Annotated in this window: 17 protein-coding genes and 1 tRNA gene; 12 read left to right on the top strand and 6 right to left on the bottom strand. The window is 32.4% G+C overall.

Going from position 1 to position 21,933, the window contains the following annotated elements; translation table 11 throughout:
* The first annotated feature begins 2 nt into the window (after positions 1-2).
* The 12 genes from H277_RS0113980 (at position 3) to H277_RS0114035 (ending at position 13,673) form a co-directional block, all read left to right on the top strand.
* Positions 3-1,556, top strand: a complete 1,554-nt coding sequence (locus tag H277_RS0113980; RefSeq protein ID WP_019976238.1) for a calcineurin-like phosphoesterase C-terminal domain-containing protein — start codon at positions 3-5, stop codon at positions 1,554-1,556.
* Between the two features lie 245 nt (positions 1,557-1,801).
* On the top strand, positions 1,802-5,005 hold the full coding sequence (locus tag H277_RS0113985; protein ID WP_019976239.1) for a SusC/RagA family TonB-linked outer membrane protein: 3,204 nt from the start codon (positions 1,802-1,804) through the stop codon (positions 5,003-5,005).
* Positions 5,006-5,028: 23 nt separating this feature from the next.
* Positions 5,029-6,480: a SusD/RagB family nutrient-binding outer membrane lipoprotein gene (locus tag H277_RS0113990; RefSeq protein WP_019976240.1), complete on the top strand. Its 1,452-nt coding sequence runs from the start codon at positions 5,029-5,031 to the stop codon at positions 6,478-6,480.
* Between the two features lie 88 nt (positions 6,481-6,568).
* Positions 6,569-6,925, top strand: coding sequence for an MmcQ/YjbR family DNA-binding protein (locus H277_RS0113995; RefSeq protein WP_019976241.1), 357 nt, complete (start codon positions 6,569-6,571; stop codon positions 6,923-6,925).
* A 188-nt stretch (positions 6,926-7,113) separates the two neighbouring features.
* Positions 7,114-7,701 (top strand): nicotinamide riboside transporter PnuC, encoded by a 588-nt coding sequence (gene pnuC / locus H277_RS0114000; protein ID WP_019976242.1) that lies wholly within the window; start codon positions 7,114-7,116, stop codon positions 7,699-7,701.
* Positions 7,685-8,701: an acyl-CoA dehydrogenase family protein gene (locus tag H277_RS0114005; protein WP_019976243.1), complete on the top strand. Its 1,017-nt coding sequence runs from the start codon at positions 7,685-7,687 to the stop codon at positions 8,699-8,701. Before pnuC ends, H277_RS0114005 begins: the two co-directional genes overlap by 17 nt.
* A 38-nt stretch (positions 8,702-8,739) precedes the next feature.
* Positions 8,740-8,811: transfer RNA gene (locus tag H277_RS0114010), tRNA-Arg, on the top strand.
* Between the two features lie 62 nt (positions 8,812-8,873).
* Complete coding sequence (locus H277_RS0114015) at positions 8,874-10,190, top strand: hypothetical protein (protein WP_019976244.1); 1,317 nt, start codon at positions 8,874-8,876, stop codon at positions 10,188-10,190.
* 81 nt (positions 10,191-10,271) lie between these two features.
* A complete protein-coding gene (locus H277_RS0114020; RefSeq protein ID WP_019976245.1) occupies positions 10,272-11,039 on the top strand; it encodes a sulfite exporter TauE/SafE family protein in 768 nt (255 codons plus the stop codon).
* A complete protein-coding gene (locus H277_RS0114025) occupies positions 11,040-11,822 on the top strand; it encodes a hypothetical protein (RefSeq protein ID WP_019976246.1) in 783 nt (260 codons plus the stop codon). It begins immediately after the preceding gene.
* Positions 11,823-12,032: 210 nt separating this feature from the next.
* Complete coding sequence (locus tag H277_RS0114030) at positions 12,033-12,647, top strand: deoxynucleoside kinase (protein WP_019976247.1); 615 nt, start codon at positions 12,033-12,035, stop codon at positions 12,645-12,647.
* Positions 12,648-12,716: 69 nt separating this feature from the next.
* Positions 12,717-13,673, top strand: coding sequence for an EamA family transporter (locus H277_RS0114035; protein WP_019976248.1), 957 nt, complete (start codon positions 12,717-12,719; stop codon positions 13,671-13,673).
* Between the two features lie 55 nt (positions 13,674-13,728).
* Here H277_RS0114035 and H277_RS0114040 read toward each other — a convergent pair whose 3' ends face one another.
* The 6 genes from H277_RS0114040 to H277_RS0114065 form a co-directional block, all read right to left on the bottom strand.
* Positions 13,729-14,997 (bottom strand): alkaline phosphatase family protein, encoded by a 1,269-nt coding sequence (locus H277_RS0114040; RefSeq protein WP_019976249.1) that lies wholly within the window; start codon positions 14,995-14,997, stop codon positions 13,729-13,731.
* Between the two features lie 186 nt (positions 14,998-15,183).
* Complete coding sequence (locus H277_RS0114045) at positions 15,184-15,741, bottom strand: biliverdin-producing heme oxygenase (protein ID WP_081623234.1); 558 nt, start codon at positions 15,739-15,741, stop codon at positions 15,184-15,186.
* On the bottom strand, positions 15,728-17,914 hold the full coding sequence (locus H277_RS0114050; RefSeq protein ID WP_019976251.1) for an ATP-binding protein: 2,187 nt from the start codon (positions 17,912-17,914) through the stop codon (positions 15,728-15,730). The genes H277_RS0114045 and H277_RS0114050 overlap by 14 nt, the downstream gene beginning before the upstream one ends.
* Positions 17,915-17,979: 65 nt before the next feature.
* Positions 17,980-18,681 (bottom strand): hypothetical protein, encoded by a 702-nt coding sequence (locus H277_RS0114055; RefSeq protein ID WP_019976252.1) that lies wholly within the window; start codon positions 18,679-18,681, stop codon positions 17,980-17,982.
* A 196-nt stretch (positions 18,682-18,877) separates the two neighbouring features.
* Positions 18,878-20,764, bottom strand: coding sequence for a S9 family peptidase (locus H277_RS0114060; protein ID WP_026357618.1), 1,887 nt, complete (start codon positions 20,762-20,764; stop codon positions 18,878-18,880).
* A 183-nt stretch (positions 20,765-20,947) separates the two neighbouring features.
* Positions 20,948-21,766: a hypothetical protein gene (locus H277_RS0114065; protein WP_019976254.1), complete on the bottom strand. Its 819-nt coding sequence runs from the start codon at positions 21,764-21,766 to the stop codon at positions 20,948-20,950.
* Positions 21,767-21,933: the final 167 nt, after the last annotated feature.

Raw genomic sequence — 21,933 nt, forward strand, 5'->3', positions numbered from 1 at the left:
CAATGAAAAAAATCGTATTATCGCTGGTATTAATGGGAGGTTTTTATACTTCTTTACACGCCCAACAAATTGCAAAAGGAATCGTTTTTGAAGATAAAAATCAAAACAACAAATTTGATAAATCTGAAAAACGCTTGGCGAATGTACAAGTGAGTAACGGGAAACAAGTTGTTTCTACCAATGAAAAAGGAGAATATCAAATCAGTATTGATAATGAAACAATTTTATTTGTCGTTAAACCTACAAATTATAAAACGCCAACGAATGAATTTAATCAGCCTCAATTCTTCTATATTCATAAACCAAATGGTTCTCCAAAATTAGAATATACAGGTTCTGCTCCGACAGGAAGCATTCCCAAAAGTGTTGATTTCGCCTTAATTCCTACAAAAGAAAATGAAAAATTTTCAGCATTAATTTTTGGCGACCCTCAAGCTTATACAGAAGAAGAAATTGACTATTTCTCAAAAGGTATAATCGACGATGTAAAAGGAATCAAAGGAATGGAATTTGGACTTTCCTTAGGTGATTTGGTTGGTGACGATTTAAACCTTCATCCCTCTTATATCAAAACTGTCTCAAAAGTTGGTTTACCGTGGTACAATGTCATGGGAAATCATGATATGAATTATGACGCGAAAGAAGATCAGTATGCGGATGAAACGTTTGAGAAAAATTTTGGACCAAATAACTATTCGTATAATATCGGTAAGGCTCATTTCATTGTATTGGATGATATTTTGTATCCAGATCCGCGAGATGGAAAAGGATATTGGGGAGGATTCCGTCCCGATCAATTGGAATTCATCAAAAATGATTTAAAATTTGTACCCAAGGATCATTTGATTGTTTTAGCATTTCACATTCCATTACGTGACACACGACCGGAAGACAGAAACAAATTATTCGACTTATTAAAAGATTACCCAAATACTGTTTCGATGTCTGCACATACGCATTTTCAGGAACAGATTTTCTATACTAATCAGGACGGTTGGGCACAGCAGAAACCTCATCATGAATATAATGTAGGGACTACTTCCGGTGATTGGTATTCAGGTCCAAAAGATGCAAAAGGAGTTCCGGCATCTACGATGCGTGACGGAACACCTAAAGGATATGCTTTTTTACATATAGATGGTAATCAATATAAGTTTGACTATAAAGTAGCTAATTCTCCTAAAGAGAAACAAATTGATTTATACCACACAAAAAAAGTAAAAGAAGGAAAACGTAACAGGGCATTTCTTTATGCAAATTTCTTCATGGGACACGAATCAAATAAAGTTGAATATAGAGTAAACAATGGCGAATGGAAAGAAATGAATTGGGATCCTACAGTCGATTACAACTATATGGAAACTATCATGAAAATCGATAATGCTGAGATTACAAATATTGGAAATAGACCTTCCGCTCCGGAAATATCAAAACATATTTGGTCGGTTCGATTACCAAATAAACTAAAAACAGGTACATATCAAATCGAAGTAAAAGCAACTGATTTGTATGGTCATACATTTACAGAAAAATCTTCTTTTGAAGTTATCAAATAACCGTTTTTACACATCTTGATTAGCCACTTCTTTACGAAGTGGCTTTTTTGGATAAGATAAATTACAATTTTATACTGTTAAATAAAAATCAATAAACCCTTTGTTTAATGTAAAATTATTTTCAACACCTCTATTTTAGTAATGTTTACTTAAAAATCTCTTAATCCTTATTTAAACTCACTCAAGAAAAGAACGGTTAGTTTTGTTAAAATTTTTAACACATAAACATATTTATACTCACAGTCATGAAGCAATTAAAATTACCACTACTTCTACTTAGTGGATTTTTAAGTTTACACGCCAATGCTAAAACTTATAGTAATACAATTCATAACTATACAATTTCGAAAGATCAAAACCCTATCAAAGGGCGAATAGTTGACCAAAATGGATTTGGAGTAGCAGATGTCGAAATTATCATCAAAGGAACTTCATTCAAGACTTTTACGGACAGTGATGGTAACTTTGAATTTATCTCAATTAATGTTACACATCCAACTCTACTGGTAAATTCTTCTCAACATAAATATGTAGAATATACGCCAAAAGATATTTCTCAAATTAAAATTATTTTACAAGAAGAAGCAAATCAACTAAATGAAGTCATTGTCACTGCTTTAGGAATAAAACGAGAACAGAAAAAACTTGGATTTGCGCAGCAAAAAATTGATGCAAAAGAATTGGCTACAGCCGAGGCAAACAACTGGTCATCTGGTTTGAAAGGAAAAGTTGCAGGTTTGAATATTATCTCCGGAGGAAACGGACCTATTAACTCTCAGCAAATTATTTTACGCGGAGCCAATTCTATTGATCCATCAAAAAATTATGCTCTAATCGTCATCGATGGAGTTCCTATGAGTACAGAAATGACCTCATCCGGAAACAACACGGCTTATATGGGAGATGATTCACCTATCGATTTTGGAAATGGTATTTCCGATATTAATCAAGCCGATATTGAAAGTGTTACAGTTTTAAAAGGTCCCGCTGCTGCTGCTTTATATGGAAACAAAGCTGCGAATGGAGCATTGATTATAACAACAAAATCAGGAAAGAAAGGAAAAAAGCTTGGATTAGAATATAAATCCACTGTTGCAGTTGATGTGGTAAATAACTGGCCAGATTTTCAATATGAATATGGACAAGGAACAGGAAAAAGTTTTGATAAGAATGGCAACCCTTATTATTCGTACCAGACTTCTGTAGACGGACCAAATACAGGTAGTACTTCTTCTGCTTTCGGGCCTAAATTTAATGGACAACAGTTCTTTCAATATGATCCAAATTTAGAAAAGCAAGGAACTGAAAGAACACTATGGCGTCCTTATAAAGACAATAGAAAAGGATTTTGGCAAACAGGATTCACATTCAGTAATTCTGTTACCCTTTCAGGCGGTAATGAAAAAGGAAGCATAAGAGCCTCTATTGGTCATCAAAAAAACAGTTGGATTATGCCTAATACAGGATACGAAAACTACACGGCTTCTATCAATGGAAACTACGAAGTTAGCGACCGTATCAAAGTTTCGACTGTTTTAAATTATACCCGAAAAACAAGCGATAATTTGCCCGGAACCGGATATAATAATGGGTCAATAGCTTACTTTATGATTTTCCAAAATCCAAATGTTGATTTGGCTTGGTACAAACCTATTTGGAAAAAAGATTTTGATGGAGTAAAAATGATTCGCCCTTATAGTTCCTATATGGACAATCCATACGCCATTGCATACGAAGCGGTAAATCCAATGAGTAGCAACCAACTTGTAGGAAACGTTAAAGTTGATTTTAAATTGACAAATAAATTAAATTTAATGCTACGCCCCGCTATCAATACCTATACCCAATTACGTGAACAAAAACGTCCTTTTGACATGAACCGTACACCAAATGGTTACTACAAAAGACAAGACATTTCAAAAACGGAAACAAATGTCGATTTCCTATTGACTTATACTGATAAATGGGGAGATTTTGGATTGACTGCAAATCTTGGAGGAAATAGAAAAAATTATGAATACCGTAATCTTACCGCTTGGGTAAATGGATTAGCTTCACCGGGCGTATATAAGCTTTCGAATGGATTAACTTCTCCTTTTACCCGTACATACGATTCTAATTTGAAAGAAAATTCATTATATGGAATGGCCTCTTTTGGATGGAAAGATATGATTTTTGTAGATATAACGTCAAGAAATGATTGGAATTCTTCTGTAGCGCTTAAATATAGTTCATTCTTCTATCCTTCAATATCATCCAGCTTTATTTTATCCGATTTATTTAAAATTAAAGGGCCTGTGAATTATTTAAAATATCGTCTGTCATTTGCAAAAGTAGGAAATGGTGGAACACCAGGCTGGACCAATAGATATTATGAGCAAAGTGATTTTACTGCTTCTGCAGTTGTTTCGGGAAAATTATTTAATCCGAATATCAAACCTGAAACTACGACCTCTTGGGAAACAGGTTTTGAAGCTTTGTTATTCAAAAAAAGAGTGAGTTTAGATTTTACAGTTTATCAACAAAGTACAAAAAATCAAATTTTCGAATTGCCTAACGATATCACAACAGGTTACTCTAAACGAGTTGTAAATGGAGGTGAAATAGAAAACAAAGGAATTGAATTAACCGCTTCGTATTCACCTGTTAAAAATAAAAATTTTGAATGGAGAATGACAGCCAACTGGGCAAAGAATGAAAGTAAGATAAAATCTTTAGTTGAAGGAATCGAAGATGATCAAATGATTCTTGACCAATCCGGAACGGTTTATCAAATTGCCAAAGTAGGGGGAGCTTATAATGCTTTATACGGGGAAAAATTTGTTCGTAATGAAGCAGGACAAATTATTTATGATGCTAAAACCGGGGTTCCAATTAAAAATGGTTTACTAGAGTATGTAGGAGATGCAACACCTAAATGGAAAGCCGGGTTCACAAACGAAATCAAGTATAAATCTTTTCGTTTTAGTTTTACTTTAGATGGTCAATATGGAGGAATTGTTTATTCTCAAACTTATCATAAAATGATGGAACAAGGCAAATTAGCCGATTCATTACCAGGACGAGAAGAAGGTTATATCATAGGAAATGGAGTTGTTTTAAATGCTGACGGAACATATTCTCCGAACACTACAAAAGCTGATGTAGCAACTTATTATGCAGAATACAACCGTCGGGCAAATGTAGAATCAAATTCATTTGAAGCATCCTATTTAAAATTAAGAGAAGTTAGTTTCACGTTTGATTTTCCTAAAAGATTATTATCCAAAACAGGTTTGGAAGCTTTATCATTAACTGTTTACGGGCGTGATTTATTCACCATCAGTGATTTTCCTTTATATGATCCGGAAACAGCTTCATTAAATGGAAATATGTATGTTCCCGGAGTTGAAATGGGACAAATGCCATCAACTGCTACCTATGGTATCACATTAAAAGCTTCATTATAATTTTCAATATTCAATTTATTAAAATGAAAAAAATTTCAATTAAAATAGTACTCGCTTTAACCATGATTTCAACCGTTTTTTCTTGCACAAATGATTTTGAAAAAACGAATGAAGATCCCAACTTAATCACAGAAATTAATTCAGGCTCTGTATTAAATCCTGTCTTATACGATTTAGCGGAAAATAATGTGCTTAAAAATTACGACATCACAGCTCAATTGATGCAAGTACACATTCCCTATCCAAGCAATGCAATGGGCCTTCATCGTTATGATGTGACAACAGGAACAGGTAATTCTACATGGAACAATGCGTATAAGAACCTTGTGAATTTAGAAGAAATGTTGAAGGTTTCTCAAAAAGCAGGCGATGTAAATTATCAAGCCGTTGCTCTAACGATACGTTCTCTCGTGATCTCTAACCTAACGGATATGTTTGGCGATGTTCCCTTCTCTGAAGCTGCAAGAGCTGAAGAAGGAATTACCAAACCGAAATTTGACAAACAAGAAGATATTTACAAACAGTTAATCAGTGACTTAGAAAAAGCAAATTCACTGTATGTAAATAATTTAGGACTGAAGTATGGGAATGATATCCTCTTTCCAAATAACAATGGAAACAACAATATTATTCGTTGGAAAAAATTTACAAATTCATTAAAAATGAGGCTATTGTTACGAATTTCGAATCGTAATGTCTCGGCATTAACTGAAATCAAAAAAATTATTGATAATCCAACTGTCTATCCGGTATTTGAAAATGAATCTGAATCAGCAATTCTTCAAATTTCTGGTTTAGCACCAAGTTTATCTCCATGGCCAAGAGAACAGGATTACAGAGACAGCAGAACATTTACCTCTTTCTTTATAGATCAAATGAACGAAACAACCGATCCGCGTTTACCAATTTTAGTTAACAAAGCTTCGAGTTTAGATGGTTCTTCTCTAGGTTACAAAGGGATACCCGCCGCATATGAAGGAAATAGTTCAGATTTCAAATTCAATCCTTCTTCTCCGAATAATGCAATCGTTGTCGCTCCAATGAAAATACCATTGATGACCTATGCTGAAGTTGAATTTATCAAAGCTGAAATCGCTCAAAAAGGTTTAGGAGGTGACGCAAAAGCTCATTACGAAAAAGCTGTTAAAGCTGCCATTCTGTTGTGGACAAACACTGAACCTACTACTGATTTCATGGAACAAGAAAAAATAAGGTACAACAATACGTTAGAACGTATTATCGAACAAAAATATTTTGCTTTATTCTTTACAGATTACCAACAATGGTTTGAGTATAAAAGAACAGGATTTCCAAAATTACCAACAACCTCTACCATGTTGAATAATGCTAAAATGCCTCGTCGTTTACTTTACCCTACCAGTGTAAGAAACTACAATCCTGAAGGTTACCAGCAAGCCATCCAACAAATGGGAGCTGATGATATCAATACGCGTGTTTGGTGGGATGTAAATTAATTGCATTTACATGTCACATTTTATAGAAAACGACCTTGTATACAAGGTCGTTTTCGTTTTATTTGTAACTTTCATAAAAAATTATCTCATGCACATTGAAGAATTAAGAACATACTGTTTAGGACTCCCACAAGTGGAAGAAAAGTTTCCTTTTGATCAATCTACATTGGTTTTCTATATCGCGGGAAAAATGTTTTGTTTATGTAATATTAATGAATTTGATTCACTCAATCTCAAATGTGATCCTGATCAGGCCTTAGAATTACGTGCTACTTATGAAGCTGTAACTCCTGGCTATCATATGAACAAAAAGCACTGGAATACCATTAAAATTCATCAAGACGTCAAAGATTCTCAAATTAAAGAATGGATCAAAGATTCTTATAATCTTGTCATCTTAACTTTACCAAAATCAAAAAGACCAGAATTATTAAAGGGTAATTAAAATTTAATTTCTTTCATTTCTTTAGGAAATATCTACAGATATTTTCATCTTTGCCACGCAATGGGGTGCTAAATATTGGCTGAGAATATACCCAAGAACATAAAAATGTTCTACACCTGATCCAGGTAATACTGGCGGAGGGATTGATGTTAGTCATAACTTCTATCTCCTCATCAAGAAAAAAAATTATGATGAAGGAAATTATTTCACAAACGACCTGGCAAGAATGGCTAGGTGTACTTTTTTCAATTTTTCAAGTTGTATTAGCAAGATACAACAATCCAAAAAATTATTTATTCGGAATTGCAGGTATTACCCTATCTCTTTTCGTTATGTTCAATTCTAAACTTTATGCAGAGTTCACTCTTAATATTTACTATTTAGTGATGAGTATTTACGGTTGGTTATATTGGAAGTTTGGAAAACAAAAACATGAAATCGAAATATCAAAAACAAACAAGCGAGAATGGAGTTTCGTCATTGGAATTATTCTATTAAGTTTTACCATTTTCTATTTCGCTTTAACTCATTTCACCGATTCCGATGTTCCTATCTGGGATTCAGCAGTTAGTGCATTTGCTTGGGCTGGGATGTGGTTAATGGCAAAACGAAAACTAGAAAACTGGATTCTTCTAAATATAAGTAACATCATCTCTATTCCATTGATGATACACAAGAATTTATATTTATACGCCTTTTTATCATTGATTTTGTTTTCTGTTGCAATTTCCGGGTATTTTAATTGGAGAAAAATTTTGAATGAAAAAAATGCTTGACAAAACAACTCTTCGAAAAGAAGTATTAAACAAAGAGACCTTTAATCAATCTGTTCTTGATTATATCCATACTCAAAAGTGGTTAAATATATGGGTTCCGAAACAATACAATGGTCTAGGATTACAATTCTCCGAAGGATTACACACCTTACAATCAATTGCTAGAATTGACGGGAGCTTGGGCTGGTTTATTACACTATGTAGTGGGGCAAATTATTTCGCAAGAAACTTAAAACCTGAAATTGCATTTAAGCTATTTTCATCTCGAAAAACATGCTTTGGGGGAAGTGGAATGCTTGGCGGAACTGCTGAAAAAAAAGGAGAAAATTATCATATAAATGGATTATGGCACTATGCAACAGGCGCTCCTTATCTGACACATTTTACTCTAAATGCAACAATAATTGAGGATGGTAAAGAAGTGTTAGACGAAAATGGAGAACCTAAATTTAAATCTTTTATTTTAGATAAATCTCAGGTCAAATTAATCCAAACATGGAAATCAATGGGAATGGTTGCAACTTCTTCTCACAGTTTTGAAGTAAAAAACCAGCTTGTTCACCAAGATTATAGTTTCGTTTACAATCATTTTTACAGCAATGATTCAGTAGAAAAAATTCCATTCAGAAGCTTTGCGGATTTAACACTTCTTGTAAATTACCTTGGAATGGCAGAACATTTTATAGAAAAAAGCCTTGAAATTATTTCAGTTGAACAACTCGTTATTTTTGAGGAATTTATAAAAATAAATACGCTTAAATCTACTGGTTATGCAAACATTATTGAAAATTTATTAGCGGAAGATTCTACTATTTCAGAAGATTTAGAAACTGAAATTCATACTTTCGGAATTGAAACTGTCACACAAATCACACAATTTATTATTCAGTTGTACCCTCAACTCGGAATTAAAGCATCAAAACAACAAGAAGAAATCAATCAAATCTTCAGGGATTATTTTACCGCAACACAACATCGAAATTTTAGAACGAAAATTTAGTTACAATTCGTCTATTTCTCTATATTTGCAAACCATTAGGCTGCGTAATTTAATGGATAGAATATCAGATTCCGGTTCTGACAGTAAGGGTTCGAATCCCTTCGCGGTCACTTTTTATTTTTTATTTTAAGTTTAATTCATTAATTTGGTGACAATTAAATTAACACTTATTATGAAAATAAAATTACTGTCTCTTCTATCGATAGCTATTTCGGCTATCTCTTATGGACAAACTTACACCACTCAGAACAGTGGTATTCCAGTACAATCTTTTGGAGCAAGAGAATATTCAATTGTTGATCCTACCACTGCATGGATTACATACTTTGACGGTGCCGGAACACAAACATATCCTAAATATGTCGGAGTAACCACAAACGGAGGAACAAACTGGAAAGCAAATTTAGTTTCTAATCTACCTTCAAATGCACTCATTTCTGATGTAGGGGCTATTAATGGAACTACAGCTTTCATCGTAACTGCACCAGCATCTGGTTCAGGAACTGCAAATGGTTTATGGAAAACTACAAATGGAGGAGCAAACTGGGCAAAAGTATCCGGTGTTTTTTCGAATGGATCTTTTGGAAACATTGTACATTTTTTCGATGCTAATAATGGGTTAGTTATTGGAGATCCGCTTAATGGAAAATATGAGATGTATAAAACAACTGATGGCGGTAATACATGGACAACTTTATCTACCGCTCCCTCTCCTCTAACTAATGAAGAATATGGTTATGTAGCAGGAAGAGTTTTCTTAGGGGAAGACTTATGGTTAACATCTAGTACAGGGCGTATTTTGCACACAAAAGACAGAGGAATGACATGGGATTCATACTTTTCTCCTGTAGATGATTTTTCTGGAGAATCTTCCAGTGCCAATATGTCATTTTCTTCTTCAACTTATGGACTATTAGTTGACAATACCGGTTTACTATGGTATACAGAAGATGGTGGTGAAAATTGGGACCTTAAAACAGCTTCAAACTATTATGATGGAGATTTATCTTATATTCCCGGTTCAGATGGAGTATTTATTTCTACAGGATTTAGTACGGAATCATCATTAGGTACGGGTTCTTCTTATACAAATGACAATGGTGCCACTTGGACAAAAATAGATGAAGATATACAAAGATTATTTATTGGTGCTTATGACTGTGAATCAATTTGGGTAGGTCATTATACTAGCGATACTTCAGGAACTGGAGGTGTTCTAAAACTAAATGGCATCCCTGGCTGTTCATTATCAACTAATGAGCAAACTGTCTCTAAAGTAGAATTAAAAGCCGTTGTAAACGGAGGAGTCCTGAATATGATTTCGAACAAAGAAATTAAAAGTGTTCTTGTTGGTGATTTAACAGGCACAAGATTAGCTGAAGTGAATGCTAAAAATGTTAATATTTCAGCGTTGAAAGCCGGAGTATATTTTGCACGGGTAGCTTATACAGACGGATCTTATGGAACCGTTAAATTTATTGTAAAATAATTTAAACATTATAAAATTGAATAAGGACAAAACCAAGGTTTTGTCCTTTTCTATTTCTACATTTGACAAAATTTTTCAATATTGGAAATCGAAATTCTATTTTATCTGTGTTCTGCCGCATTTCTAGCGGGATTTATAGATGCTATTGTTGGAGGTGGAGGATTAATTCAAACTCCATTATCCCTCGCATTTTTACCTAACTTACCTGTTTCAACAGTTATTGGAACTTTAAAAATTCCGGCATTTAGTGGCACAGCATTAGCAACTTTTCAATATCTGAAAAAAGTAAAAATAGATTGGAAACTTTTTGCCATTATGGCAATATGTGCTTTTGTTTCAGCTTTCCTAGGCTCGCAGCTGTTGACGATTATTAACAACGACTTTATGAAACCTGTTTTACTAATCATTCTTATTATTCTGGCTGTTTATACCATTTTTAAGAAAGATTTTGGGCAAGCTACAGAACGAAAGATTCCTTATCATATTGCAATTATCAATGGTTGTATCGTAAGTGTGGCTGTTGGTTTTTACGACGGTTTCATTGGTCCTGCAACGGGAACTTTTTTTATTCTAGGTTTTGTGACACTTTTGGGAATGGATTTCCTAAAGGCAAATACCAATGCCAAATTAATCAATTTGGCTACCAATTTCGGATCGATTTGTTTGTTTCTGATCAAGGGACAAATTATATGGAAAATAGCCTTACCAATGGCCGTTTGCAATGCATTAGGTGGCTTTATTGGAGCTAAACTAGCCATTAACAAAGGAAACAAATTTATTCGTTACATATTTATTTTGGTAATCATGCTCTCAATTTGTAGATTTGGTTATGAAGTAATTCTCAAATAAATGAAAATCATTTTTTCACTCTTTTTTATTTTGACATTTTTTAATGCTTTAGCTCAACAATTTGAGCTGAAAGATTCAATTTTGCTTGAAAATAAAATGACAAAAACCATTGATACTGATCTCAATAATTCCATTTATTTGATTTCTGATACGAAAGTTGAAAAAAGATTTCAGACCAAAAAAAATAAAATTGTGGATTTAAAAAATGTAATTACTTCTGTTGATACAACTAATCCGCTTCGCTCTTATGTTTATTCAAATTTTAATCAGCTTACCATTTTAGACGAAGACCTCAATCCTATTCAAGATATCATCCAACTAAAATCCACTGATTTTATGCCGGTTGCTTTAAAAGTTGTCGACAATCAATTTTGTTGGTTTTATGATATAATCGGAAATAAACTGATGTATTTTAATTACCAATTGCAAAAACCAATTTTAAGTTCGAAACAGATATATTTGAAAAATAGCGATCAATCCATCGATAAAATCCATGTTTATAAAAATTCCGTTTACTTAAAGGCGCAGAAAACGATTTATATTTATGATGATTATGGAAACTTTAAATCCAATTTTGAATTAGATACAGAAAATCAACCGTTCTATTTTTACAAAGATGTTATTTTCTATGTAAAAAACAACGAACTAATCTCAATAAATATGAATTCTAAGGTTTCAACAATTTTTATTGAGTTAAAAAAAGTAAAAAGTATGGCTTTCAACGAAACAAACTTTTACACCCTTGACGGGGATAAAGTAAATGTGTACGCTATTATAAAATAAGAAACTATTTATCCAATAAATTAAATCATAAATCATTCGATCCAATTTATTTTATAATGAAAAGTAATTGGTCTTTCAAACGGAATAAAAATACATAAATCGATCGGAATAATTTTTTTCTAAAAAAAGTTTTTTCTATGGGTTGCTCGCTTAGATTTTGTTTTGAAAATTAAGCTTTAGTATATTTGCAAACGTTAAAATAATTGGAAAATGCATATCGCCATCGCCGGAAATATTGGAGCAGGTAAAACTACTCTAACAAATCTTTTAGCAAAACAATACAACTGGACAGCTCAATTTGAAGATGTAGAAATGAATCCTTATTTGGATGATTTTTACAATGATATGGAGAAATGGGCCTTCAATCTTCAGATTTACTTTTTAGGAAGCCGTTTCAATCAAGTAAAAGAAATTAGAGAAAGTGGTAAAGATATTATCCAAGACCGTACAATTTATGAAGATGCGCACATTTTTGCGAGCAACTTAAATGATATGGGACTTTTATCTACACGAGATTACAATAATTATTTACGTGTTTTTAACTTAATGACTAGTTTTGTTGAAGCTCCGGATTTACTGATTTATCTTAAAGCTTCTATTCCAACTTTAGTCGCGCAAATACAAAAACGTGGTCGTGATTATGAAAATTCTATTAGCATTGATTATTTAAGTCGATTAAATGAAAAATACGACAAATGGATTTCAAATTACAAAGAAGGAAAAATCTTGGTAATCGATGTTGACAATTTAGATTTTGTTGAAAATAAAGAAGACTTAGGTTTCATCTTCAACAAGATAGAAGGAGAAATAAACGGGCTTTTTTAGTTCATCAAAATATAGTAACTTGCATGGCTTGATTAATAAAATATCAAGCCTTTTTTGTGAAAAATAATTATGGAGAATAAGAATTTATTGAAGGGGGTTTTGTTTGTCGCAATGGGCTCTAGTTTTTATGGAATGTTAGCAACTTTTGTAAAAGTAGCGTACGATCAGGGCTATACGACAGCAGAAGTTACCGCTTCTCAATTTGTTTTAGGGATTATCATTTTAGGGATTATTAATTTGATTATGTCTAAAAAGAATAAAAATACACCAGCAGTAAAACCTAAAGATAAAAGAAGACTTATGCTAGCCGGAACTTCCCTGGGTTTCACAAGTTTATTTTATTATTTAGCCGTACAATATATCAATGTTTCAATTGCAATTGTATTGTTAATGCAAACTGTCTGGTTAAGTATTTTAGTAGAAAGTGTATTGAGTAAAAAAATTCCTTCTGCTAAAAAATTAGTGGCTATGCTACTTGTGTTAGCAGGAACAGTTTTGGCTACAAATTTAATCAATCAGGAAATAGAACTCAACCCGAAAGGTTTATTTTGGGGATTCCTAGCAGCTTGTTCGTTTACAACAACTATGTTTACCTCAAATCGTGTCGCCACTTATTTGCCTCCGTATAAAAAGAGTATATATATGCTTTTTGGGGGTGGTATTATTGTCGCTTTATTTGTATTTTTCAGCCAATTGGGACCATACTATTTTAGTGGTTTAATGGATTTATACAGAAATTTTTCTGATGATGTAACAAGTATTCATCCTTTAAATCTTGAAATCTTCTTTACATGGGGATTGTTTTTATCTTTATTCGGAACAGTGCTACCTCCCATCTTATTAAATAAAGGTTTTCCAAATACAGGATTAGGACTAGGAAGTATTGTATCTTCAATAGAATTACCCGTTTCTGTTACGATGGCTTTTATTGTTTTACAGGAGCAAGTGTTAGCCATACAATGGACCGGAATTGCGATTATCATTTTTGCCATTGTAATCTCAAATTTGAATTTTAAGAAAAACTAATAAAATCAAAAAAAGGACAACTTAAAGTTGTCCTTTTTTTGATTTTATAGTCTAATTATTTCACAAGAATTTTAGTTGCTAATTGATTTGATCCATCAATTTTTTCTGTGATTGGTAAACCTAATAATTTTGCCAGCATTGGATACACCTCCGTATTTGGAAATACATTGATTTCTTTTCCTTTTTTAAAATTCGGCCCCCAAGCCATAAAAGTTGCTTTCATTTCAGGGGTTTCTTTCACATAGAAACCATGCGAACCTTTCGGCGCATTGTTATTCGAAAAATAATTTGGTGCATGCGCAATCAGGATAATATCCCCAATACGATTGTATCTATCGTTCTTTGTGTCAAAATGATATTTAGAAGGAACATTTGTTGTTTTATAAACATCGAACGTATGATTCTTCGTAGCTTTTATTTCTTTATAAATTGACTCAATATCATTTTTATTTTTCACAAACAAACTTACATACGAACCATTTGATGCAACCTGAACTTTCGAGTCATCTATTTTGATGGGCAACTTCAATGGATTTTCATTGTCTATTCTTGTCATTCCGTGATCAGAAACAAAAACAAAATTCACTTTCAAACCTGTTTTTCCAACGGCATCATTCAATTTTTTGATGGACTCGTCTACAAAATGAACCGCCTCTTTTGTTTCCTTTGCATCGGGGCCAAATGAATGTCCGGCGTGATCAACTTCCGGAAAATAAAATGTGATTAAATGCGGGCGTTTTTCTGCCGGTAATTCTAACCAGTTTACAACTTGTTGAATGCGGTAATCAATTGGAGACTTCTCAGAATATTTATATGAATAAGTAGGAAACATTCCGTTAATTGGTGCTTCAGAACCCGGCCAATAATAACAAGCAGCCAACATTTTATTTTGTTCTGCAAGATTCCAAATAGGTGTTCCTCCATACCATTTCGAATTGATCACTGCATTTCTATTTCCCAAAGAATAACGTTCTCCTGTTTCTCTATCATACATATTATTTCCTACCAAACCATGATGAATAGGTGTTAATCCTGTAACAATTGTGTAATGATTGGGAAAAGTAACAGACGGAAAAGATGGATACATCGCATCAGCTTTCACTCCATTTTTAGCAAATTCCATTAAGTTCTTTGCGCCATGTTTTTCGGCATAATCATAACGAAAACCATCAGCAGAAATCAAAATAACATAAGGTTTATCTTGTTGTTTGATATCATTTACGCGGTTTTCAATTATAATTTGCTCTTCGACTTCTTGTGCATTTGTTGTAACTGAAACAGTTAAAACAATTGCAGAAAATATACTAAGTATTGTTTTTTTCATGTTTCAAATTTAGAAAGTTTTAGTCTTAGAATGAATTAAAAAAATATCAAATCTAGCGGCAAAAGATAATTATTATTCATCGCTCCTAAAATTAGGTTTATAATAGCTCTTCTCAATCGTCCTCAAAAATAGTATGAAATAAAAAACTGGTTCAATTTGTATTAAACCAGTTTATAAATTTATTTTTTAAGCAAAAGCGATCAAATCTTCGTAAGCCTTTCTCGTGCCTTCAAAAACGAGTTGCTTTTCTTCTTCTGTCGTAAATTCTTGATTAATATAAGCGATAAATGTTTTCCAAATGTGCCCGAGATTTTCTCCATAATGCCCAAAATAATTGAAACTTTTATTTTCTAAGAAAGGATATTTCTTCAAGGTTTTCGCAATCACATTTCCTCCTAACATAGAGCCTTCGATAACATAAAGAGCTCCTATAGCCTCCGCTCTATTATGTAACTCGAATTGTTTCTGCGTTTTTATTTCTTCTAAACCTAACTCCTGAAGATCTCTTTCTATTAAAACTAATTTATCAAGTTTTGTTAAAGCTAAATTTTCTAAATCTTTTTCATTCAAAAACTGTTTAATCGAATCCTCATAGGATTTCAAAAAAATATGATTGACTTGCAGCATTTTATAGTAATTTTTATCTGTAAATGTGCTGTTAAACAGTTTATTCGATTCTAATTTCTCTTCAATTTCACTATGATAAGCTGCTGTTTTTTCTTTTAAATAATCAGATAACATCATTACATTTTTTAAACGTTAATACAAAGGTTGTTCCTTCTCCTTCTTTACTATTAAAAGTTATTTTTCCATTCATTCTATTCATCATTCGGTGTGCAATAGAAAGCCCTACGCCATTTCCTGAAATATTCCCGGTATTCGACATACGGCTAAAAAGTTTAAACATTTTACTGTAATCTTCCTGTTTAATTCCAATCCCGTTATCCTTTACTTCAAAAATAACATCTTCATTTTCAATTTCAGATGAAATCATAATTTTCGGATGTTGTTCTTGTGAAGAATATTTCACCGCATTTCCTATGATGTTTAATAACACTTCATAAAACATTGTTTTATCTCCTAAAACATTATGAATGCGCTCTACTATGACTTCTGTATTTTTTGTTTTATAATACAACAGAACATCATGTACAATTTTTTCGACAATTGGTTTTGTTTCGATTGTTGACAAAATAATTTCAGATTTTTTAGCTTTACTCAATACCAAAAGGTCCTGCATCATTTGAGTCATTCCATCTATTTCATCGATCACACTTTTCAATCGGTCATTTTTTACCTGATCCTCTCTCAAACTTCGCTGCAGCATTTGACAATTCAGTTTCATAATGGATAAAGGTGTTCTCAAATCATGAGAAACAGTATAAGAGAATGAATCCAATTCATCGTTTATCTCTTTTAATTGTTCATATAAACTATGGATTTTAAATGATTGAAGATGGAGTGTTTCAATAATTAATTTTACAACTTCTTTTGCAACATATTTCTCCCTTTCCAGCCAAATAAATGATTTATGTTTTATTTCTTCTTGCCATATTTTGAAAGAAGTTCTTGGTGAGAAATAAAGAATTTCTTTATCATCAACAATTTCCACTTTCTCAATTTTATTAGGTTCTCCGGCCCAATTCAATTTTTGAACCTGTTCTTTTTTGAACCAAATGATAAAATGTTTAAAACTTTGATCTAAAAAACAAAACATCACACCGGCAGCATTTATACTGAGATTCAACTTTTCTCCATAGTCGATGTAAAAGGAATTTGATGTAAACAATTGCCCCGACTTTTTCTTCGCAGCCCATTCTTTTATCCTTAAAATTTCATCTTCTCCCGGCGTTTCTCCTTCTGTAAAAACTTTATTAAAATTAACCAAAGCAATCCCATCTGCTTTTGTTAAGTTCAAAACCTGATTCAAATTAGTATTCATCGAATTCTCAAGGTTTTCTTCTGTTAAAAGATTTTCCTTGAGTTTGATAATAATTTCATTAAAATGATTTTGAAATTTCAACTGTTCACTCGATTTAAAATTCACATAAGTCAATCTTGCTAAATCAGTCAGCAATTCCGTTTGCAAGCGAACCTGATTCGGAATATATTTTGACAAGTGATTTTGACAGGCTACAATTCCCCACAATTTCTCATTAATTACAATTGAAATTGAGAAACTGGCCAAGCAGTCAGCATTTCGAAGATATTGGAGATGTACCGGTGAAAGCGCTCTTACAGAAGAATACATCAAGTCAATTTTCTGATTTTTGGAACTAATCAATGGAATTCTTTTTCCATCAACATCCGAAACCATTCGGCTCTTTTTCTTCAAATACAATTGGCGAGCTTGCTTCGGAATATCAAATTCAGGGTAACGTAATCCCAAATAAGGTTCTAATCCTTCGTTTATTTTTTCTCCTATTACGATTCCGCTATCATCTTCCAAAAATTTGTACAGCATTACACGATCATATCCAGTCAATTTTTTGATAGAAGAAATCAAATAGTTCCATGTATCATCAATCGTTTTAGAATAAAGTATTTGTTCTGAATAACTGTAATATAATGCGTTCTCTGATGTAGTAAATTTTTCTAATTCCAGGTAAATAAAATGGTCTGTATAAAATGTTGTTACATGGTAACTGTTGGAATTTATTTGAGTATGACCTCTTAGAAATTCTCCTTTTTCCTGATTTAAAATTTCATTGAAATCTATTTCAAAATTGTGAATTTCGTTTAGATCTAAACCTAATATTTCAGTCGGTAAAATCTGAAATACTTCATCAATATTTTGAGAAACAAATTCAACTTCATAAGTCTTCTTATGAATTCCTATCAGATAACCGAAGGATTGTATCTCATTAAGAAATTGAATTTCTTCATCTTCACAGTTTTTGATGATTTGGTTGATCATAAGGTGAGTTGCTTAGAGTATGATTAAACGACACAATAAAATCGTTTTGATTTAAAAAAGTGTCTTTATTCTTCTTGTCTTTTTAATTTTAAAATATAATTTTCTAACTCTAATTCATCTGTCTCTACCAATTCAAAATCATTGAAATGAATCATTCGAGATGCAAAAAAGTCGGTCACTTTATCTTTTTCGAGAGAAGGATGTACTTTGATTCCATTAAATTTTATATTCTTCATATACACATAAAAATCATAGTTAAAATCCGTTTCTCCTAAATATGTATTTGCTATTTTTCCTTTCCATTTGATATCAAAAACGCCAAGCTCATCTGTGTCTAAAAATGTAATTTCATGTTGAGCAATAGTATCATTTCCTAACATTGAAACCCCAAAAGCTAATTCTTCAGGTTGATCAAGATCAATTGGAAGAGGATCTACTTCATAAACTTTTTTATTGAGAAGAGAAAAATCTAATTGATCGACAAGCTCAATCTTTATTCCTTTGTTATTCCAATATGTACTCGAAATGATGGCATGATCATAATTAATCCAAAGTTGTTTTTCGGCATTTTCTTGTGAAATATCATCTATTTCATCCAAGTCGTCCTTGTATTCTTCTTCTTCATCGTAATTATCTGACTCTAAATGGAGATCCATCCAAAGATCAAAATTTTCATCCAGGCGAGCACTCCAAACAAAATCTATTACTTTGTGTCCGTTAGTAAATGGGCTATTTGAAAAATATATTTTGTTATTATCCTTACTCATAAATTGGGTTTTGACTTCTGTTTTTGAATTTACAACGTTTATTCTACTCTACAAAATTTTAAAAAATAATTGAATCGTTTATTAGATATTGTCATTGATTCTCAAAGAAATAAAAAAAGAGAAATTTCTAAAGAAATTCCTCTTTTAAATTTTAGTTATCATTGTAACTGATCAGTTCTTTTTTTATAAAAGGTTTTTACAATGTTTCTTTCAGCCATTTGAAAAACTCCGTGTGCCAAATTACAGAATTCTGTGGTTTCAATACCCAGTGATTTTCTTCCGGAAAATAGATGAAACGGGATTTTATTCCTTTCAATTGCAAAATCTGATACGCTTCTTGTCCTTGTCCCATTGGTACGCGATAATCTCGTCCACCAACATAAATTAACATCGGTGTATTCCATTTATTTACCAATTCTGTACTGCTTGGATCAAAATGAGTATATGTTTTTTGAGCAGCTTTGTTATTCGTTTCCCACCATGCTCCACCTGCATCCCAGTTTGTAAAGAAAATTTCTTCTGTTGTTCCATACATTGATTTCAAATCAAACACACCATTATGGGAAATAAATGATTTGAAACGGCCTTCATGAATACCTGCTAAATAATAAACTGAATATCCTCCGTAAGATGCTCCAACAGCACCACGTCGATCTTTGTCTACATAAGACTCTTTTGAAATATCATCAATAGCTGCTAAATAATCCTGCATCACCTGTCCTCCCCAGTCTTTCGAAATTTGTTCATTCCATTCTACTCCATGCCCCGGCATTCCACGACGGTTAGGAGCAATTACAATATATCCTTGCGCAGCCATTAATTGAAAATTCCAACGAGGAGAATAAAATTGAGTTAATGCAGATTGAGGTCCTCCTTGACAATACAATAGTGTTGGGTATTTTTTAGTTGGATCAAAGTTTGGTGGATAAACAACCCAGGCATGCATTTCTTTTCCGTCTGTTGTTTTTATTTTTCTAGCTTTTACATCACTCAATGCAATATTTTCGAAGATGTCTTTGTTTTCATTCGTTAATTGTGTTAAAGCTCCTGATTTCAGATCAACAACATAGATTTCTGCTGCATGGTTAATATCTGTTTTGGTTACAATTGCTTTATTTCCAACAATTTCTTTTACGTCAGCAATATCAAAATCACCTGTTGTTATTTGTTTGATTGCTGGCATTTTTCTCGCTTTGAAGTTTACATCAACTTCAAACAATTGAATGGTACCTCCAACCGGAGCATTGAAATAAATTTTTGTTCCGTCATTGTTCCATTTGTAACCTTGGACTGTTCCGTCCCAATGTTTTGTAATATTCAGCTCAACAGCACCACGACGAACAATCAAATCATTTTTATCCGCTTCATATCCATCACGTTCCATGCTCAAAAAAGCAAAATCTCCTTGAGAAGAAAAACTTGGTGTATTATCATACCCCATTTTACCTTCTGTAATATTTGTTGTTGTTTTCGTCCCTAAATCATACTGATAGATATCTGTATTTGTACTTAAAGCGTATTCTGTCCCAAATTTCTTTTTAGAAACATATAAGATCTTCGTACCGTCAGGCGACCACACAAATTCAGAAACTGAATAAGGTTCGTCTTTTAAGACATCAATTTTTGTTGCATTTTCTTTGTTTTCAGACAGCAATAAATGATCATAATTTCCATCGTTCCAAGTATCCCAATGTCTATAATTTAATTCGTTGTAAATCTGAACATTTGATTTGTCCATCTCAGGATAATAGTCTGACCCAAAAACTTTTTGTAATTTAATTTTTTCAGTTTCTGCTTTATATTTTTGCGTTTTATTTAGAGATTCGTCTGCTAAAAGAGTTTTATAGTCTTCAATTTCAGAAGCTTTACCTCCAGCCAACGAAATTATATAAGTCTTTGATGTATCTTCTTGTGTTTTAACATCTGTAGAAGTTACTTTGTAAATAAGATTTTTTTGATCTTTTGTTACTCCAACCGGAGCCACTTTTTTTACCTGCCATAACAATTCTGGCGTCATTACTTTTTGTCCCATTGCTGTTGTCGTCATCAAAATACTCGCGACCAATATCGAAAATCTATTCATGTTAATTTTATTCAATTTCCTTGTAAAAATAGTAATTCTTTATGGAGAAAGCTCAAAATTGAGCATAAAAAAAGACATCATTCAGCACATAATGTACACAAATGATGTCTCCGCTAATAATTTTTTCAAATCGTCTAATCGATGTTTAAAATTAAGCTATATATTTTATATTTAACCTTTTAATTAAAAGTTTAACTTATTTTTATGAGTAAAAACAGGAATGATTGCACCAAAAACTAAGTTTTGTTGAGAGAAGAAAAAATCTTGTTTCGCTTTATCCGATTTATTAGCTGTAGTACGAATATCATTCATATTGGCATATCCTCCCTTCATCTCTGCTTGGATAAAGAAATAATCCCAGAAAGTAAAGTTGATTCCAACCATTGCAGCAGTTGCAAATCCTGCTAAATGAAACTCATCGTAACGTTCATTTCCCATTAACTTCACATTAGAACGAGGGTATAAAACACCTGCTCCTAAACCAGCTGTAACATTCACATCAATCCCTTTTCCATTCTTTGTAATTGGAAAATGTTGAATGTTATCAAAACGACGGACTTCTAAATTAGCATAGTTTAAACCATCTGTGTGTTCAAAAGTTAAGAAATCTTCTGTTAATTTTTTATCTATTTGATGATAGTTTCCATCAAATTCAGAACCTGTATTGATTGATCCATTCATCTTAACGACCTGATCCTGATCCATTACATACTTCATGTGATCAATCCCGAAAGAAATGTTCCAATTATCCGAAACAAAATATCCTAAACGGAAGTTGTATTGAGGAATCGTCATTGAACCTGGTCGGAAATATTTCATTCCAAAAGAAGTTTGACGATCATGAGCAGCCACATTATCTAGTGTAAAATCGTATCCGTTACCTTTGAACTGAATATCCGATTTTGTATACTGAGCATGATTCCAACCCCAATAAATATAAAATTTTCCTTTATTATTTTTCCCTTGACCAAAAGTAGTTGCAACCAAAGCAACTAAAAACATTACACTTATATACTTTCTCAAAATTTAATTTTTTGCAAATTTATTCTTAAAAAAACTGAGTAAAAATGATTTATGATATCAATTGTATATTGTGTTCATATTTTTAATCAATAAACTTTGTTAAGCCTCATAAAATAAAATGATAAATATTTATTAAAAAAGTTTTC

Origin of the sequence: Empedobacter brevis NBRC 14943 = ATCC 43319 (genome assembly GCF_000382425.1) — a bacterium.
In the GTDB taxonomy this organism is placed as follows: domain Bacteria; phylum Bacteroidota; class Bacteroidia; order Flavobacteriales; family Weeksellaceae; genus Empedobacter; species Empedobacter brevis.

What these genes read in the sequence shown, in the direction of transcription:
- H277_RS0114060 (WP_026357618.1), bottom strand. Translation starts at nt 20,764, where the DNA reads ATGAATAGATTTTCGATATTGGTCGCGAGTATTTTGATGACGACAACA.
- H277_RS0114055 (WP_019976252.1), bottom strand. Translation starts at nt 18,681, where the DNA reads ATGAGTAAGGATAATAACAAAATATATTTTTCAAATAGCCCATTTACT.
- H277_RS0114005 (WP_019976243.1), top strand. Translation starts at nt 7,685, where the DNA reads ATGAAAAAAATGCTTGACAAAACAACTCTTCGAAAAGAAGTATTAAAC.
- H277_RS0114045 (WP_081623234.1), bottom strand. Translation starts at nt 15,741, where the DNA reads ATGATGTTATCTGATTATTTAAAAGAAAAAACAGCAGCTTATCATAGT.
- H277_RS0114040 (WP_019976249.1), bottom strand. Translation starts at nt 14,997, where the DNA reads ATGAAAAAAACAATACTTAGTATATTTTCTGCAATTGTTTTAACTGTT.
- H277_RS0113995 (WP_019976241.1), top strand. Translation starts at nt 6,569, where the DNA reads ATGCACATTGAAGAATTAAGAACATACTGTTTAGGACTCCCACAAGTG.
- H277_RS0114050 (WP_019976251.1), bottom strand. Translation starts at nt 17,914, where the DNA reads ATGATCAACCAAATCATCAAAAACTGTGAAGATGAAGAAATTCAATTT.
- H277_RS0114035 (WP_019976248.1), top strand. Translation starts at nt 12,717, where the DNA reads ATGGAGAATAAGAATTTATTGAAGGGGGTTTTGTTTGTCGCAATGGGC.
- H277_RS0114025 (WP_019976246.1), top strand. Translation starts at nt 11,040, where the DNA reads ATGAAAATCATTTTTTCACTCTTTTTTATTTTGACATTTTTTAATGCT.
- H277_RS0114015 (WP_019976244.1), top strand. Translation starts at nt 8,874, where the DNA reads ATGAAAATAAAATTACTGTCTCTTCTATCGATAGCTATTTCGGCTATC.
- H277_RS0113985 (WP_019976239.1), top strand. Translation starts at nt 1,802, where the DNA reads ATGAAGCAATTAAAATTACCACTACTTCTACTTAGTGGATTTTTAAGT.
- H277_RS0114030 (WP_019976247.1), top strand. Translation starts at nt 12,033, where the DNA reads ATGCATATCGCCATCGCCGGAAATATTGGAGCAGGTAAAACTACTCTA.
- H277_RS0113980 (WP_019976238.1), top strand. Translation starts at nt 3, where the DNA reads ATGAAAAAAATCGTATTATCGCTGGTATTAATGGGAGGTTTTTATACT.
- H277_RS0114065 (WP_019976254.1), bottom strand. Translation starts at nt 21,766, where the DNA reads ATGTTTTTAGTTGCTTTGGTTGCAACTACTTTTGGTCAAGGGAAAAAT.
- pnuC (WP_019976242.1), top strand. Translation starts at nt 7,114, where the DNA reads ATGATGAAGGAAATTATTTCACAAACGACCTGGCAAGAATGGCTAGGT.
- H277_RS0113990 (WP_019976240.1), top strand. Translation starts at nt 5,029, where the DNA reads ATGAAAAAAATTTCAATTAAAATAGTACTCGCTTTAACCATGATTTCA.